The 15,904-nt window shown below is 73.9% G+C and carries 11 protein-coding genes; 4 read left to right on the plus strand and 7 right to left on the minus strand.

The window, feature by feature from the left end:
* Window positions 1–262 precede the first annotated feature (262 nt).
* The 3 genes from ACFVYI_RS41255 to ACFVYI_RS41265 all read left to right on the plus strand — a co-directional run bounded on the left by ACFVYI_RS41255 (window position 263) and on the right by ACFVYI_RS41265 (window position 3,097).
* A complete protein-coding gene (locus tag ACFVYI_RS41255; protein WP_387895056.1) occupies window positions 263–1,252 on the plus strand; it encodes a ParA family protein in 990 nt (329 codons plus the stop codon).
* Window positions 1,249–2,355 carry a ParB/RepB/Spo0J family partition protein gene (locus ACFVYI_RS41260; protein WP_387895058.1) on the plus strand — a complete coding sequence of 369 codons (1,107 nt, stop codon included), beginning with the start codon at window positions 1,249–1,251 and terminating at the stop codon, window positions 2,353–2,355. The genes ACFVYI_RS41255 and ACFVYI_RS41260 overlap by 4 nt, the downstream gene beginning before the upstream one ends.
* Before the next feature lie 124 nt (window positions 2,356–2,479).
* A complete protein-coding gene (locus ACFVYI_RS41265) occupies window positions 2,480–3,097 on the plus strand; it encodes a GNAT family N-acetyltransferase (RefSeq protein ID WP_387895060.1) in 618 nt (205 codons plus the stop codon).
* A gap of 106 nt (window positions 3,098–3,203) precedes the next feature.
* Here ACFVYI_RS41265 and trxA read toward each other — a convergent pair whose 3' ends face one another.
* The 7 genes from trxA to ACFVYI_RS41300 form a co-directional block, all read right to left on the minus strand.
* Window positions 3,204–3,530 (minus strand): thioredoxin, encoded by a 327-nt coding sequence (gene trxA, locus ACFVYI_RS41270; protein ID WP_387895062.1) that lies wholly within the window; start codon window positions 3,528–3,530, stop codon window positions 3,204–3,206.
* Window positions 3,531–3,664: 134 nt separating this feature from the next.
* Entirely contained in the window at window positions 3,665–4,630 is a 966-nt protein-coding gene (gene trxB / locus ACFVYI_RS41275; protein WP_387895063.1) for a thioredoxin-disulfide reductase, read from the minus strand.
* A gap of 248 nt (window positions 4,631–4,878) precedes the next feature.
* Window positions 4,879–5,850 carry a zf-HC2 domain-containing protein gene (locus ACFVYI_RS41280; RefSeq protein ID WP_387895065.1) on the minus strand — a complete coding sequence of 324 codons (972 nt, stop codon included), beginning with the start codon at window positions 5,848–5,850 and terminating at the stop codon, window positions 4,879–4,881.
* Window positions 5,847–6,602 carry an RNA polymerase sigma factor SigM gene (gene sigM, locus ACFVYI_RS41285; RefSeq protein WP_387895066.1) on the minus strand — a complete coding sequence of 252 codons (756 nt, stop codon included), beginning with the start codon at window positions 6,600–6,602 and terminating at the stop codon, window positions 5,847–5,849. Before sigM ends, ACFVYI_RS41280 begins: the two co-directional genes overlap by 4 nt.
* 86 nt (window positions 6,603–6,688) lie before the next feature.
* Complete coding sequence (locus tag ACFVYI_RS41290; RefSeq protein WP_387895068.1) at window positions 6,689–8,617, minus strand: protein kinase family protein; 1,929 nt, start codon at window positions 8,615–8,617, stop codon at window positions 6,689–6,691.
* Between the two features lie 306 nt (window positions 8,618–8,923).
* Entirely contained in the window at window positions 8,924–11,467 is a 2,544-nt protein-coding gene (murJ, locus tag ACFVYI_RS41295; RefSeq protein WP_387895070.1) for a murein biosynthesis integral membrane protein MurJ, read from the minus strand.
* A gap of 58 nt (window positions 11,468–11,525) precedes the next feature.
* Entirely contained in the window at window positions 11,526–14,066 is a 2,541-nt protein-coding gene (locus tag ACFVYI_RS41300) for a DUF6049 family protein (RefSeq protein WP_387895071.1), read from the minus strand.
* Between the two features lie 340 nt (window positions 14,067–14,406).
* Between ACFVYI_RS41300 and ACFVYI_RS41305 the strand changes: the two genes are divergently transcribed.
* A complete protein-coding gene (locus ACFVYI_RS41305) occupies window positions 14,407–15,855 on the plus strand; it encodes a CCA tRNA nucleotidyltransferase (RefSeq protein WP_387895072.1) in 1,449 nt (482 codons plus the stop codon).
* Window positions 15,856–15,904 lie beyond the last annotated feature (49 nt).

A 15,904-nucleotide genomic window follows, 5' to 3' on the forward strand; every position in this document is an offset into this window, starting at 1 on the left:
GCCCGGGCCCGGAACGACGAACGGGTCGGCTGCGGTGCCCACCGGTGCCGGGTCGGGGTGTCGGGCCGGGGTGGATGGCGTCGGAGTGACGGGAGGGCGGCCGCTGGGGTGACGACGGGCCACCGGAGTGTCGCACCGTCAGAATTCCGACATTGCGGGCATGGTGTTTCACGTGAAACGTCGCTCCCTGCTTTCCGGAATCCTTGGCCGCAGCCGGGCGGCGACTGTTGCCGCTCCGGTTTCACGTGAAACACTGACCCCCATGCAGGACTCGGAGACCATCGACCAGATCGATGACACGCCCATCGCGCGTGCCGCCCAGGCTGCGGTGCAGGCGATCGGCCGAGCGGGCGAGGGGCTTCCCCGGCCCGCCGCCACCCGGGTGATCGTGGTCGCCAACCAGAAGGGCGGGGTGGGCAAGACCACCAGCACCGTCAACATGGCCGCCTCGCTCGCCATGCACGGACTGCGCGTGCTGGTGGTGGACCTCGACCCGCAGGGCAACGCCTCCACGGCGCTCGGCATCGACCACCACGCCGAGGTGCCGTCGATCTACGACGTCCTGGTGGAGGGCAAGCCGCTCGCCGACGTGGTGCAGCCGGTGGTGGACGTCGAGGGACTCTTCTGCGTCCCCGCCACCATCGACCTGGCCGGTGCGGAGATCGAACTGGTCTCCCTGGTCGCCCGCGAGAGCCGGCTGCAGCGCGCCATCGCCGCCTACGAGCAGCCGCTGGACTACATCCTGATCGACTGCCCGCCCTCGCTCGGCCTGTTGACGGTCAACGCCCTGGTCGCCGGCCAGGAGGTGCTGATCCCGATCCAGTGCGAGTACTACGCGCTGGAGGGCCTCGGGCAGCTGCTGCGCAACGTCGAGCTGGTCCGCGCGCACCTCAACCCCACGCTGCACGTCTCCACCATCCTGCTCACCATGTACGACGCCCGGACCAGGCTGGCCGCCCAGGTGGCGGAGGAGGTCCGGACGCACTTCCAGCAGGAGGTGCTGCACACCGCGATCCCGCGCTCGGTCCGGATCTCGGAGGCTCCCAGCTACGGTCAGACGGTGCTCACCTACGACCCGGGCTCGACCGGTGCGCTCTCCTACCTGGAGGCCGCCCGGGAGCTGGCGATGCGGGCGCAGGGTGTCGGCGGCGGACCGGTGGTCGGGCAGCAGCGCGCCGGGCAGCAGCAGGGCAGCGAGCCGGGGCAGCACGCCCCGGTGGCACAGCACGGTACGACGGAGGGCAATCGGTGAGTGGTCGCAGGGGTCTGGGACGAGGACTCGGGGCGCTGATCCCGGCTGCCACGCCGGCGTCCGGCGGGGCGGCGGCACAGCCCGCGGCGGCCTCGCCCGCGCCGGCCCCGGTGGTGTCCGCCGGGACGGTGTCGCCGGTCGCGGTGCCGGTGCTGCCGACCGGTCGCGGCACGGTGGCGGCGAAGGCCGCCGCCGAGAGCCTGCGGGAGCTGGCCGAGCGGGAGCAGGCCGAGGCCGCCGGACCGGTCCTCGCCCAGGTGGACGGCGCCCGCTTCGCCGAGCTGCCGCTGGACTCGATCACGCCGAACCCGCGCCAGCCGCGCGAGGTCTTCGACGAGGACAAGCTGGCCGAGCTGGTCGCCTCGATCAAGGAGGTGGGCCTGCTCCAGCCGGTCGTGGTGCGCCAGGTCGCGCCCGAGCGCTTCGAGCTCATCATGGGCGAGCGGCGCTGGCGGGCCTCCCGGGAGGCGGGGCTGGAGCAGATCCCGGCGATCATCCGGGCCACCGAGGACGACAAGCTGCTCCTGGACGCCCTGCTGGAGAACCTGCACCGGGCCGAGCTGAACGCGCTGGAGGAGGCGGCCGCCTACGACCAGCTGCTGCGGGACTTCTCCTGCACCCACGACGAGCTGGCGGACCGGATCGGCCGCTCGCGCTCGCACGTCTCCAACACCCTGCGGCTGCTGAAGCTCTCGCCGGGGGTCCAGCGCAGGGTGGCGGCCGGGACGCTGACGGCCGGGCACGCCCGGGCCCTGCTCGGGGTGCCGGACGGTGAGCGCCAGGAGCAGTTGGCCAAGCGGATCATCGCGGAAGGCCTCTCGGTGCGGACCACCGAGGAGATCGTCTCGGTGATGGACCGTGAGGAGAAGCCGCAGCGGCCGACCGGGCCGAAGGCGGGCAAGCTGCTCTCGCCGGCCTTCAACGACCTGGCGAGCCGGCTGTCGGACCGCTTCGACACCCGGGTCAAGGTCGAGGTCTCGCAGCGCGGCGGCAAGCTGGGCAAGGGCAAGGTCGTCCTGGAGTTCGGCTCGGTGGAGGACCTGAACCGGATCCTGGACAGCCTCGCCCCGGGCGAGGACGGGTTGCGGCTGTCGCAGGGCTGAGCGGGGCCGAGGACGGATCTCGACGGGTGCATGTTCCACGTGAGCGGCTGTTTCACGTGAAACATGCACCCATCGGCGTTCGGGGGGAATGCTCGACTGTGGAGTGGACGAGGAGGTGCGGGGCATGGGACGCCGGATCGTTCCGCTGACGCTGGACAACCTCGAGGACCTGCCGACGACCTGCCGCTCCTGCGTGTTCTGGGAGCTGGACCCGGTCACCGGTCGGGCGGCGGTCGAGTCCGGGAAGCCGGAGCTGGAGAAGGAGGGGTGGATCTCCGCCGTACTGCTGGAGTGGGGCTCCTGCGGCCGGGTCGTCTACGTGGACGACAACCCCGCGGGCTTCGTGCTCTACGCCCCGCCGGCGTACGTACCGCGGTCGCAGTCCTTCCCGACCAGTCCGGTCTCGCCGGACGCCGTCCAGCTGATGATCAGCCGGGTGCTCCCCGGGTACCAGCGGCAGGGGATCGGCCGGGTGCTTGTGCAGACGGTGGCCAAGGATCTGATGGGGCGCGGGGTCCGGGCGATCGAGGCGTTCGGCGCGGTCGGGCGGCAGCCGACGAGCTGTGTCCTCCCGGCCGATCACCTGCTGGCGGTCGGCTTCAAGACGGTCCGGCCGCACCACCGCTACCCGCGGCTGCGGCTGGAGGCGCGGACCACGCTCTCCTGGCGCGGCGACGTGGAGGGCGCGCTGGAGCGTCTGCTGGGCGGAGCCCGGAAGGAGCCGGCCCTGCGGCCCTTCTGAGCGGGCCCGCCCGGGGAGCCGGGAACGAGAACGGCGGCGCCCCCCGGGTGGGGGAGCGCCGCCGTTCTCGTCGGTCGGCCGAAGCCTGGACCGGTCGGGCCGCGACCTAGATGAAGTCGGCCAGCTCGCGCAGCAGCGCGGCCTTCGGACGGGCGCCGGTGATCGACTTCACCGGCTCGCCGCCCTTGTAGACGATCAGCGTCGGGATCGAGATGACGTTGTACTGGGCAGCGGTCTGCTGGTTGGCATCGACGTCGAGCTTGGCGATGGTCAGCTTGTCGGAGTGCTCGGCCGCGATCTCCTCCAGGATCGGGGCGACCTGGCGGCACGGGCCGCACCAGGTGGCCCAGAAGTCCACGAGGACGGGCTTGTCGCTGTCCAGGACGTCAGCCTTGAACGTCGCATCGGTGACGGTGGTGGTGGCGCCGGCCACGGGAACTCCTAGGGGTGGTACGGAGGGGGTGCTGCCAGGAGAACAACGGGCGGGCCCGTTCTGTTTCTGCCCGGCCGGGGTGGGGGTGTTTCACGTGGAACACCCCCACCGGGGATCGGTCGGTGGGGCGGGGGTCAGACCGCCACGGTGGCGGCCTGGGCCTCCAGGTCGGCCAGCGAGGCCAGGTAGCGCTCGGCGTCCAGTGCGGCGGAGCAGCCGGTGCCGGAGGCGGTGATGGCCTGGCGGTAGGTGTGGTCGACGACGTCGCCGGCGCCGAAGACACCGGGGATGTTGGTCCGGGTCGAGGGGGCGTCGACCTTCAGGTAGCCCTCGGCGTCCAGCTCCAGCTGGCCCTTGAAGAGCTCGGTGCGCGGGTCGTGGCCGATGGCGATGAACAGGCCGGTGACGGGCAGCTCGCGGGTCTCGCCGGTGGTGGTGTCCCGCAGGGTGACGCCGCTCAGCTTCGGGTCCCCGTGGATCGCCTCGACGGCGCTGTCCCACTCGAAGCGGATCTTCTCGTCGGCGAACGCGCGCTCCTGCATCGCCTTGGAGGCGCGCAGGGCGTCCCGGCGGTGGATGATCGTGACGCTGCGGGCGAAGCGGGAGAGGAAGGTGGCCTCCTCCAGGGCGGTGTCGCCGCCGCCGACCACGGCGATGTCCTGGTCGCGGAAGAAGAAGCCGTCGCAGGTGGCGCACCACGAGACGCCGCGCCCGGAGAGCTTGTCCTCGTTCGGCAGGTTCAGCTTGCGGTGCTGCGAGCCGGTGGTGACGATCACGGCGCGGGCCCGGTGGACGTTGCCCTCGGAGTCCGTCACGGTCTTGATGTCGCCGGTGAGGTCGACGGCGACGATGTCGTCCGGAATCAGCTCGGCGCCGAAGCGCTCGGCCTGCGCCCGCATGTTGTCCATCAGCTCGGGGCCCATGATGCCGTCCCGGAAGCCGGGGAAGTTCTCGACCTCGGTGGTGTTCATCAGCGCGCCACCGGCGGTGACGGCGCCCTCGAAGACGAGGGGCTTGAGGGCGGCACGGGCGGTGTAGAGCGCAGCCGTGTAGCCGGCCGGGCCGGAACCGATGATGATCACGTTACGGACGTCGCTCACTGCATCTCCTGGTTCGCATCGCGACCCGCGCTAGGGCGGGGAGGGCGGTCCTGCTCCGCCGCCCGGGACAACGACTGACCAGTCTCTCGCATTCCCAGGCCGATCGGCACCAGGCGCCCGCAGTGTGGGAGCGTCGGGCCGCGCCGGGCGTGGATCGCACGGGAACGGTGCGGGCGCGGCGGGCGGTCGGGCGAAACGGCCGGCCCCGGGGGAAGGCGCTCGGCGGGTCACGCTCGGTACGTCCCCGGTCAGCGGGCCGGGACGGTGCGGTGGAGCTGGACCGGCCCGCAGTCCGGTGAGCGCAGGTAGACGTCGAGCTGACCCGGCCGGCCCGGCACCGCGTACACCAGGAGCTCGACCGGGGAGCCGGCGTAGCTGCCGCGGTCGGTGGCCAGCAGCGGGCCGTCGGCGGGAGCCGGACAGGCCGGGGTGGCCCCACCGCCGGTGAGCCCCCGGTCGCCCTCGGCGGGTGGCGCGGCGGACGGCGAGAAGGGCTTGGCGGGGCCGTCGGGGGTGGCGTCGGCGCGGCTGAGCAATTGCTGCACCTGGGCCGCGAGCCGGTCGTCCTGGTAGACGGTGCCGCCGGCCGAGAGCTCCGCCTTGGGGGCCGCCGTGGCGTCGCCCGAGGGGGCCCCGGCCGCTGCGGGGGCGCCGGCCCGCACGGTGGTGGAGTCCGCCGCCTGCTGGTCGGCCGGCCGTAGCAGCAGTGCGCTGCCGAGGCCGACCGCGAGCAGCGCGGCCGCGGCGCCGAGCAGGACGGCGGCCCGTCGGCGGCGCGGGCGGGGACGGCCCGGACCGGTGGGGGAGGAAGCGGCGATGGCGGGCCGTCCGGGGGGCCCCGGGGGGGCTGTGGGGGAGTGCGGGGCAGTGGCGGGGCCACGGGGCGGCCCGGCGGCCGTGGCGCCCCTGTGGGTGCCCTGTGGGGCCGCAGGTGCCGACGTGGCCCGGTCGGTCGCGTCGGCGTCGGCCGCGGCCGCGGCGAGGGCCGCGTCCAGTCGTGCGGCGACGTCGGCGGGCATGACCGGGGCCGGCGCCTCGCCGAGCAGGGTGCCGATCTCGGAGAGCGCCTCGGCGGTCCCGCAGCAGTCGGCGCAGCCGTCCAGGTGCCGCCGCAGTTCCTCGGCGGTGGCGGGCTCGACCAGGTCCTCGGCGAGGTCGGCGAGTTCGTCGACCGAGGGGTGTGCTCCGACGGGGTCGGGGGAGGAGAGGGGGGCCGTCATCGCGTGCTCGCGTCTCCTTCCAGAATCGGTCGGCCGGTGTCCGGGCCTGTCCCTGTGACGGTTCTGGCCCCGGGCGGGTTCCCCGGGGGCGTCGCGCGGCCGCCCCGGGTGGTCGTGGCGGGCCCGGCCCCGCCCGGTGAGGCCGGTCCGGGCGGCGCTGTTTCACGTGAAACATCGGCTGCGCCGCCCTCGCGCAGATGCCGCACCAGGGGCAGCAGGCGGGCCCGGCCGCGGGCGCAGCGGCTCTTCACCGTCCCGACCGGCACGCCCAGCAGCTCGGCCGCCTCGGCGACCGGGTAGCCCTGCATGTCGACCAGGACCAGCGCGGCCCGCTGCTCGGGCGCCAGCTCGTCGAGCGCCGCCGCCAGCTCCCGGTGCAGCTCGGCGCGGACCACCGGGGAGTCGGCCGGTTCGGCGGAGCCGACCAGGGTGTCCAGGCGCTGCGGGTCGTCGTCGAGCGGCTTGGTGCGGCGGGAGGCGGTGCGCCGGGCGCGGTCCAGACAGGCGTTGACGACGATCCGGTGCAGCCAGGTGGTGACGGCCGAGCGGCCCTGGAAGGTGTGGGCGGCCCGGAAGGCGGAGACCAGGGCGTCCTGGAGGGCGTCGGCGGCCTCCTCGCGGTCGCCCAGGGTCCGCAGGGCGACCGCCCAGAGCCGGTCGCGGTGGCGGTCGACCAGGTACCCGAAGGCGTCCCGGTCGCCGGCGACGTGCCGGGCGAGCAGCGCCGCGTCGTCGTCCGTCCGGTCCGCCACTGTCACCCCTCGCCGTTCGTCGCCCGCCGCCGCGCGCCGGTCGCGCCGGGCGCGGCGCACCTGCCGCCCCGTCGCCCGGACCCCGGTCAGCCGGAGACCTTGACCTCGGCGACGTAGCCGCGGAACTTTCCGTCCGTATCCTTCGGCAGGCCGGTCATCCAGAGCAAGAGGTAACGCGTGGTGACCGGGGTCTCCAGGGTGTAGTCGACCGCCGTGCCGCTCTGCTTGCCGGCCGCCACCGTGAAGTCGCCCGGCTGCGCCTTGGACGGGTCGCCGGCGGCCTGCGGACCGGGGATCCGCAGCTCCGCGGTGGTGGAGCCGACGAACTGCACGTTCACCGAGCTGACGGCCTGCGCCGAGCCGAGGTCGAGCAGCAGGCCGATGCCCTCCCGGAGGGCGGGCTTGGGGCCGAGGGGGTCGTTGTACCAGGAGGTGACCCAGGTCGTGCCCGGGTCCCCGTCGATGGCCTTGCCGACCGTGTACTTGCCCCCGGGGGAGTCGCCCGCCGGGCTGTACGCCTGGGCGTCCTTGACCGGGACCGGCACCGGGGTGTGGGTGGCGGCGTGCGCGGTCGGCGACGTCCCGGAGGGCGAGGGCCCGGCCGTGACCACGGGGTTCCCGGAGTTGCGCAGGGTGTCCACCAGCTGCCAGGAGGCGACGCCGATCGCGCTGAGGGCGACCGTCCAGGCCGTCACCTTGAGCACCCGGCGCAGTCGGCGCCGACTGCGCCGGACCGGGGCGGGGCGGGCCGCGGCGGGCACCGGTCCGGTGCCGGGGGCGGCCACCACCCGGGTCGGGTTGGGCGCGGTGGGCAGTGCGTGGGTGGTGTGCCGGGGCGGCGGGGTGAAGGCGGGCAGCTGCGTCTCGGGCTGGCGGATCCGCGGCATCAGCGCGATCGCCTTGGCCAGCTGCTCCGGGGTGGAGATCGGTTCGGCGTGGTGCGGCGGGTGGTCGAACAGGGCCCGCGCGGCCAGCTCGGACAGGCCCTTGTGGACCCCGGCCCGGACCTGGTCCGGCGGTACGTCGCAGAGGTTCTTCGGCAGGCCCTGGAGGTCGTAGCGGTCCTCGGGGAACGGCCAGCGGTGGGTCAGCGCGGCGAACAGCAGCGCGCCGATGGCGCGGGTGTCGGTGCGCTCGGCGTCCTCGTCGGCGCCCTCGGCGGGCAGGCCGCGCAGGGCGGCGTCGACGGCGATGCCGTTGATCCGGTACTGGCCGCTGTCGGTGCGCAGCACGCAGCGCGGGGTGAGCCGCAGATGGGCCTGGCCGCGCCGGTGGGCGGTGGCGACCGCGTCGGTGACCTGGCGGACCATCTGGTACGCCTCGTGCGGCTCCATCGGGCCGGTGGCGAGCAGCTTGGCGAGGTCGGAGGCGTGCGGCAGCCACTCCCGCACGACGTAGACCAGCTCGCCCTCCTGGACGGCGTCCAGGACCTGGACGAAGCGCGGGTCGCCGAGCAGCGCGGCGGACTTGGCGGCGGCCAGCACCGCCCGGGCCCGCTGGTGACCGGAGGCCATCAGGTGGACGCCGACGGCCCGGCGCAGCTTCTCGTCGACCGCCCGCCAGCTGCTGAAGGTCTCGGTGTGGGAGATGCACTCCTCCAGCCGGTACCGGTGGCCGATCATGTCGCCGCTGTGCCGCAGCGGGGCGGGGAGGGTGCGCGGCAGGGTGGCGGTGTCGCGGGGGTCGTGGGTGGGCTGCGGGTCCTGCGGGGGGCGCCCGGCGGGGCCGCCCGAGGCGGCGGTGCCCGGCTTGCGCTTGGCCTCGCCGGCGGAGAGCTCGGCGCGGATCTCGTCGGCGGACAGCGGCGCGGTGATCTCCGAAGTCTCCTCGCCGACGGGGGAGGAGGCCTTCGGTGGGCCTGCGTCGGCGTCGTCGGCGTCGTCGGCGTCCTCGCCGGACGTGGTGGACGGGGCCGTCTCGCCGGCGAGCTCGTCGATCGCCGCGCCCAGTGCGGCCTCGTCCGCCGCCCCGTCAGTTGCTGACGTGTCGACGACCGCCTTGGTGCCATCAGCCACCGTGGTCCTGCCTCCCCTTGTGTCGCCCCGGCCTGAGAGAGTCGCTGGAGCGCTCGGGCCGAGGCCCCGTGCTCCAGGACAATTGTGCCCACTCTTCTCCACCGGGTACGACCGCTGAAAGGCCTTCGCGGTTGCGTGCCGGTGGAGAGATGTGGTGCAGATCCGACACTGGGCCGCCGGCTCGGGCCCGGGGGATCCCGGACGCCGACGGCGGCCCAGCACCCGCCCCGTGGGGGCGGAGATGTCCGGCCGTCCGGTTGACGCCGGTTCAGGGCATCGGACGGACGGACCGGTTGGTACGGCGGGTCAGCGGCCCAGTCGGCCGCGGACCATGCCCAGCATGGCGTTCAGCTCCTCGATCCGCAGCTTCTTCGCGATCAGCACGAAGACGGCGAGCTGGAGGCCGCCGGCCACGACGATGGTGAGCACACTGCCCAGCCAGCCGCCGACCGCCTGCTGGACCGCCAGGCTGACGCCCACGCCGACCAGCGCGGCCGGGACCGAGGCGGTGATCAGGCGAGTGTAGGTCTTGCCGATCCGCTTGGTGTCCAGGCCGCCGATCTTCTTCTTCAGCTTGGGCACCGCCACCGTCACTCCGACGGCGTACGCGATGCCGTACCCGAACGCCATGCCGGTCACGACCCACTCGGAGGGCAGGAGCGCCCAGCAGGCCAGCGAGAACGCGGCCTGGCAGGCCGCCACCCAGACGGTGTTGGAGAACGGCGTCCGGGTGTCCTCGTAGGCGTAGAACCCGCGCAGCATCACGTACTGGGCCGAGTACGGGATCAGTCCCAGCGCGAAGGCGGAGAGCATCAGGCCCACGTTGGTGGCGCTGGCCAGGTCGACGTCGTTGCCGCCCACCGCGTAGATCGAGCGGCCGATCGCCGGGCCGAGCGAGAGGAACAGGAACGCGGCCGGGACGACCGCCACCGCGGTGCTGCGCAGTCCGTACGAGAGGTCGTCGCGGACCGCGCCGGCGTCCTCGTCGGCGGCGGCCCGGGAGAGCCTGGGGAGCACCGCGCTCATGATCGAGACGACGATCACGGCCTGCGGGAGCTGCCAGATCAGCAGGGCGTTGGAGAAGGCCGTGAGGCCGACGCCGTTGTGACCGCCCTTCTCGGCGGCGCTGCCGGCCGCGGTGGCGAGCTGCGTGATGACCAGGTAGCCGGCCTGGTTGGCCAGCACGAAGAAGAAGGTCCACTTGGCGAGCCGGGCGGCCTTGCCGAGGCCGTGGCCGCGCCAGTCGAAGCGCGGCCGGTAGTGGAAGCCGGCCGCCCGCAGGTACGGGATCATCGCCAGCGCCTGGACGGTGAGACCGACCAGGGTGCCGATGCCGAGCAGCCGGACGCCCTCGGGAGAGATCGTCTCCGGGGTGACCTCGGTGCTGCCGAAGCCGCCGAACACCCAGAGGTACGCGGAGAAGGTGAAGATCACCACGATGTTGTTGAGGACCGGGGTCCACATCATCGCGCCGAACCGGCCGCGGGCGTTGAGGATCTGGCCCATCACCACGTGGATGCCCATGAAGAAGATGGTGGGCAGGCAGTACCGGGCCAGGGCCACCGTGGTGTCGGCACTGGCGCTGTTCCGCATCAGGGGGTGCGCGATCAGCTGGACCAGCAGGGGCGCCGCGAGCACGGCCACGAAGGTCACGCCCGCCAGGCCCACCATCACCAGGGTGAGCAGCCGGTTGGCGTAGGCGGTGCCGCCGTCGGCGTCGTTCTTCATGCTGCGGACCAGCTGCGGCACGAAGACGGCGTTCAGGGCGCCGCCGCCGATCAGGATGTAGAGCAGGGTGGGCAGGGTGTTCGCCGCGTTGTACGAGTCGCCCATCACGCCGAGGCCGATCGCGGCGGCGATCACCATCGTGCGCAGGAAGCCGGTGCCGCGGGAGACGAGCGTGCCGGCCGCCATGATGGCGCTGGAGTTCAGCAGGCTCGACACCTTGCCGCCGGCCGCGGGTGCCGGAGCGGCGGCGGGCGCCTCGGTGGCCAGCTCCTCCAGCGGCTCCACCGCGGGCGGGATCTGGACCGCCGCCACCTGCATGGTGGCCTCCTCCTCGGAGAGCGGCGGGTCGAACTCGATCGGCGGCACGAAGGGGCGCTGCCCGTCCGGGCCGTGGCCCTGCGGACCGGGGTGGCCGGGGTTCCCGTGGTACGCGCCGGCCGGGGGGAACGGCGCGGACGACGGGAACGGCGCCGGTCCGACGGGCGGCTGGGCCGTCGTCGACCGGGCCGCCGGCTGCTGGACCGCCGGCTGCGGGGCCGGGGGCTGCTGCTGGGCCGGCGGGCGGCCCGCGGCCTCGGCGGACCGGGCGCCGAACAGGTCGTCCACGCCCACGTACTCGGTGCTCCCGGAGTCCCAGGCCGAGTGCGCCGGGCCGGGCTGCCACTGCTGCTGGTGCTGCGGCTCGTGGCCGGCCCACTGGCCGCCGACCGGAGCCGGCTGCTCCCAGCCCGGTCCGCTCTCCTGCCAGGCCGCCGCAGGCTGCTGCTGCACCGCGCCCTGGTGGGCCGCGGCCTGCTGCGCCTGCGCCGGGGTGTCCCAGCCGGGCTGCATCGGCGGCACGGGCGGGGCGAACGTCGCCGGGGGGACCGGCATCGGGTAGCCGCCGTTCTGCGGCGGCAGCTGCGGCGGCACGTCGTACGCGGCTACCGGCTCCTGCGGTGCGGCCGGCCGGGCGGCCCGCAGGCCGTACGGGTCCTGGCCGTCCTGGTGGCCCTGGTACGCGTCGGCCGCGTACGGGTCCTGGGCGTAGGTGTCGGCCACGTACCAGTCGCCGGACGGCGACTCGGCGCCCGGCCGGCCCTCACCGCGGCCCGGCGGCCGCTCCTCGCTGCGCCCGGTCATGTCACCTCTTCGCTGTCGTGGGGGAGGCCGCCCCGGAGACGGGCGGGTATCGGCGGTGTCAAGGACCAACCTTCTCATCACTGGTGGCCCGAACCCGGCCATCTGCGGCGCTGCCGCGCGGTGTCTGCGCGGCTCCTCCACGTTCCGGCCCCTGCGGGCCGTCCTCGTCCGCCGTCCCGCGCTCCGTCCGGTCCGCCGCGTCGTCGGCCGGGGCGGACCCGTCGGTGGCCGCCGGAGCGTCGTCGAGCGGTGCGTCGTCGAGCGGCTCGTCGCCGACGGGCTCGTCACCGTGGGGCCCGTCGCCGCCGTCGTCCTCCACCTGGCGCTTGCGCTGGCGGAAGAAGCGCAGCGCCGCCAGCAGGAGCAGCACCAGGGCGCCGCCGAAGACGTAGAGCACGCCGTTGGTCACCGAAGTGACCTCCACCCGGAAGACCTGCGCCTCGCCGTACTTCTGCGGGTTCGGTCCGGTGGTCCAGAGCTGGGCGGTCACGGTCACCTGCCCGTTGTTCTGCGCCTCGGCCGGGAACCGCAGGGTGACGCTCTGCGAGGCGGGCAGCACCAGCTCCTCGGCGGGCCGGATCTTGAGCCGGTTGGCCTGGCTCGGGGACAGCACCAGCTTGAGGTTGGTGACCGGCTGGGTGAGGTCGTTGCGGACGCTGACCTGGAGCACCCCGGTGTCGCCGGCGAAGGTGATGGCGTTCTTCTTCGGGACGTACACCGCCTTGGTCAGCTCGGCGAGGTAGCCCGCCACGCCGTCCCGGTAGACGGAGCCCTCCGGGGGCTGCGCCCGCCACTCGGTCGACATCGAGCGGACCATCGCGGCGCTGAACGGGCCGCGCACCCGCTGCGGCAGGGTGAGCACGCGCATCAGGATGTCCAGATCGCTCTGGATCTTGACGGTGTCGGTCAGCGCCGAGGACGGCAGCTCGGAGGCCCGCGCCTGCGACGGGTAGTCGGTGGCCGCCGGGACGCCGGTGTTGGCCTTCGGATCGGCCGGGCCCTGGGCGAGCACGTCCAGCTTGACCGGGTCCACCCACTTGCCCGCCTGCGCCGCCTGCACGGCCGTGGCGAGCGCCTTGGCGGTGTCGGCGGTCAGGTCGCGGGGCGGCATCACCAGCAGGCCGCGCGGGTTCTGCGGCTCCTGGCGGGAGATCACGAAGGTCTCGGCGAGGAACTGCTGCACCGCCAGGGTCTGCTCCTGCGGAGTCTTCAGGTCCTTCTCGAACGGGGCGGAGACCGCCTCGTCGGCCACCACCGCGTTCTGCCCGTTGCCGATCGGGCGGACGGCGGTCGGGGTGTACTTCAGTGCGTCCGGCTCGGGCAGGCTCGCGCCGTTCACCAGGACCAGGGAGCTGCCGGTGCGTTGGGCCATGGCCGCGATCTGCTGGTCCAGGTAGCCCTGGTAGGGCCAGGCCACGTCCGAGCGGGTGTCCACCGACAGCCGGCCCTCGACGGTCAGCCGGCCCGCCGTGGCCGCCTTGCCGAGTGCGGCGTCCACGCCCGGGAGCTCGGCGGCGTTGTGCGCGATCGAGGCGATGTCCGGGTCGGCGTACGGCAGCGCCACCACCTGGCTGCCCGGCTTCGCCACGGCGGACCGGAGCTTCTCCAGCCAGGCCGCGGCGGCCGCCGAGCCGGTGCCGGCGACGGTGTTGTCCTCCTTCGCCGCCTTCTTCTCGGTGCCGGGCTTCTGCACCCGGTACGGCCTGGTCATGGCGAACGCGGTGTCCAGCAGGTCCGGGTCGACCACCCAGGTCAGACCCGGCAGCGCCGACCCGGTCTCCACCAGCTCGTAGAGCCGGCCGCCCGGCGCGAACTCCGCCGCCAGGCTGTCGTCGCGCAGCACCGAGACGGTCTGGTCGTTGTCGGACATGGTCTGCGCGGCCAGCACCGGGGCGTGGACCAGCGGCCAGAGGGTGGTGAGCTTGGAGGGCTGCGCACCGGTCGAGTCCGGGTCGTAGGGCAGGAAGGTGCGGGCGATGCCCAGCGGGCGGTCGCGCTGGTTGTCGGCGGTCGAGCCCCAGGCGTCCACGGCCAGCTCGTACACGCCCTCGGTGGACAGCTGGAGGTCGCTCACGGCGACGCTCAGCGTGTACGGCTGGCTCTGGCCCGGGCCCAGCTCGTTCAGCGCGTACTGCGGGCTGTCCAGGTCGACGCCGTCGCGGCCGATCGGGTTGGTCCGGGTGGAGACCTCCGCCAGGTCGCTGCGGGTGGTCAGCGGCTTGCCCAGCCAGGGCTTGCGCACCGCGGCGTGGGCCGACTTCAGCACCGACCTGCCGGCGTTGGTGACGTGCCCGGTGATCGTCACGGTGCCGTTCGGGACGGCCACCGGCTTGTTCACCGTCTCGATGGTCATCACCACCGGGTACTCGGCGGAGACCGCCGTCTCGGCCGCCGGGCGGGCGCCCCCGGCGGGCAGCGCGCCGGCCGGCACAGCCGGGACCAGCGCCAGCGCGGCGCCGAGCACGGCCGCGAACCGACGGACGGTGCGCGCCGCACGGCGCCCCGGACCTCGCCCGTCGGCGGCACTTCCGGTGCGTTCGGCGGCCCGCCCAGGGTGTCCGTCCGCCTCCAGGCCCGAGTGCCGTGCCGGCTCGCCCACGCGCTTCGCCCTCGCCGTTCTCGATTGCTCGCTGCTCGATGCTGTGCTGCTGCGGATGCCCCGCCGACCGGAAGGACCGGCCGTGGATCAGTGGTGAGGAACGCGTCCGCCCGATGGTCCGGTCGGCCGTGCCGGCGCGCGGCACCGCAGCTCCTCGCCGGTGCCCGAGACTCGCTCCACCCGGCATGGTAACGATGCAGCGGGTGGTGCAGTGTTGCGGGCCTTGGGGTGAGCGCCGGAAAACGCGCGGGCAGCGGGGCCGCTGAGCCACGTACCCTTGTGAGCCGTGTCCACTGCCAATGAGCCCACCGCCCACGAGTCCGGCGCCCATCATTCCAGCATCGCCACCCAGGCCGTCCCAGGGCTGAGCGAGGCGCAGACCCTGGGGCTGCAGGAACTGCTCCGGGTGTCCCCGGTCGCCGACGAGATCGCCCGCCGCTTCCAGGCCGCCGGGCACCGGCTCGCGCTGGTCGGCGGCTCGGTCCGGGACGCGCTGCTGGGCCGCCTCGGCAACGACCTGGACTTCACCACCGACGCCCGCCCGCACGAGGTCCTGAAGCTGGTCAAGGGCTGGGCGGACGCCGTCTGGGACGTCGGCATCGCCTTCGGCACGGTGGGCGCCCGCAAGGACACCCCGCAGGGCTCCTTCCTGATCGAGATCACCACGTACCGCTCCGAGGCGTACGACCGCACCTCGCGCAAGCCCGAGGTCACCTACGGCGACACCATCGAGCAGGACCTCGTCCGCCGTGACTTCACCGTCAACGCGATGGCCGTCGACCTGCCCGGCCGCGGTTTCGTCGACCCGCACCGCGGCCTGGACGACCTGGAGGCCCGGGTGCTGCGCACCCCCGCCACCCCGGAGGAGTCCTTCTCCGACGACCCGCTGCGGATGATGCGGGCCGCCCGCTTCGCCGCCCAGCTGGACTTCGAGCCGGCCCCCGAGGTCGTCGCCGCGATGACCGCGATGGCCGAGCGGATCACCATCGTCTCCGCCGAGCGGGTCCAGGCCGAGCTCAACAAGCTGCTGGTCGCCGCCCACCCGGTCAAGGGGCTGCGGCTGCTCGTCGACACCGGCCTGGCCGACCACGTGCTGCCCGAGCTGCCGGCGCTCAAGCTGGAGCGGGACGAGCACCACCGGCACAAGGACGTCTACGAGCACTCGCTGACCGTCCTGGAGCAGGCCGTCGACCTGGAGCAGGACGGCCCCGACCTCACGCTGCGCCTGGCCGCGCTGCTGCACGACATCGGCAAGCCGCGGACCCGGCGCTTCGAGTCCGACGGCCGGGTCTCCTTCCACCACCACGAGGTGGTCGGCGCCAAGATGACCCGCAAGCGGATGCGCGAGCTCAAGTACTCCAAGGAGCTCACCGAGGACGTCTCGCGCCTGGTCGAGCTGCACCTGCGCTTCCACGGCTACGGCGGCGGCGAGTGGACCGACTCGGCGGTGCGCCGATACGTCACCGACGCCGGGCCGCTGCTGGAGCGCCTGCACAAGCTCACCCGCTCCGACTGCACCACCCGCAACCGGAAGAAGGCGGCCGCGCTCTCCCGCACCTACGACGGGCTGGAGGAGCGGATCACCGAGCTGAAGGCCCAGGAGGAGCTGGACTCCGTCCGCCCCGCACTGGACGGCAACCAGATCATGGAGCTGCTGGAGCTGCGGCCGGGTCCGCAGGTCGGCAAGGCGTACAAGCACATGCTGGAGCTGCGCCTGGAGCACGGTCCGATGGAGCACGAGGAGGCGGTCGCCGCCCTCCGTGCCTGGTGGGCCGCCCAGCAGGGCTGAGCGCGACGCGGCAACGCGGGAGGGGTGGGGCGCGGCGGCGCGCGGGGCC

Origin of the sequence: Kitasatospora sp. NPDC058218 (genome assembly GCF_042882445.1) — a bacterium.
Lineage (GTDB): Bacteria > Actinomycetota > Actinomycetes > Streptomycetales > Streptomycetaceae > Kitasatospora.

What these genes read in the sequence shown, in the direction of transcription:
- ACFVYI_RS41265 (WP_387895060.1), top strand. Translation starts at nt 2,480, where the DNA reads ATGGGACGCCGGATCGTTCCGCTGACGCTGGACAACCTCGAGGACCTG.
- murJ (WP_387895070.1), bottom strand. Translation starts at nt 11,467, where the DNA reads ATGACCGGGCGCAGCGAGGAGCGGCCGCCGGGCCGCGGTGAGGGCCGG.
- ACFVYI_RS41255 (WP_387895056.1), top strand. Translation starts at nt 263, where the DNA reads ATGCAGGACTCGGAGACCATCGACCAGATCGATGACACGCCCATCGCG.
- ACFVYI_RS41280 (WP_387895065.1), bottom strand. Translation starts at nt 5,850, where the DNA reads ATGACGGCCCCCCTCTCCTCCCCCGACCCCGTCGGAGCACACCCCTCG.